The sequence below is a fragment of the Streptacidiphilus pinicola genome (assembly GCF_003258295.1).
GTDB lineage: Bacteria > Actinomycetota > Actinomycetes > Streptomycetales > Streptomycetaceae > Streptacidiphilus > Streptacidiphilus pinicola.
This window is the reverse complement of the sequence record NZ_QKYN01000252.1, coordinates 1-249: the sequence shown is the minus strand read 5'-3', so window position 1 is coordinate 249 and position 249 is coordinate 1. Positions and strand designations below refer to the sequence as shown.

Annotated in this window: 1 protein-coding gene; it reads right to left on the bottom strand. The window is 72.7% G+C overall.

Going from position 1 to position 249, the window contains the following annotated elements; all coding sequences use genetic code 11:
• On the bottom strand, positions 1–163 hold a 163-nt coding region (locus DN069_RS42240), incomplete at its 3' end, for a dihydrodipicolinate synthase family protein (protein ID WP_424556368.1).
• Positions 164–249: the final 86 nt, after the last annotated feature.

The window sequence follows — 249 nt, the reverse complement described above, 5'->3', positions numbered from 1 at the left end:
CGCCGAGCGACCCGTTCGGCACGACGCCGTCGCAGCCGTTCGCCAGCAGCCAGGCCACGTGCTCGGCGTAGGCGTCGTAGTCGACGGAACCGTCCTCGTGGAACGGGAGGGCGGTGGCGACCATGATGCCGTGCCAGGGTGCCTGACGCTCAGGGGTGGTCATCCGGATGCTCCTTCGGGGGGTGACGCAGGGGTGGGTGGTGAGACAGGCGCAGGCGCCGGGGCCGCTTCGGCCAGGAGGCCGAGGGG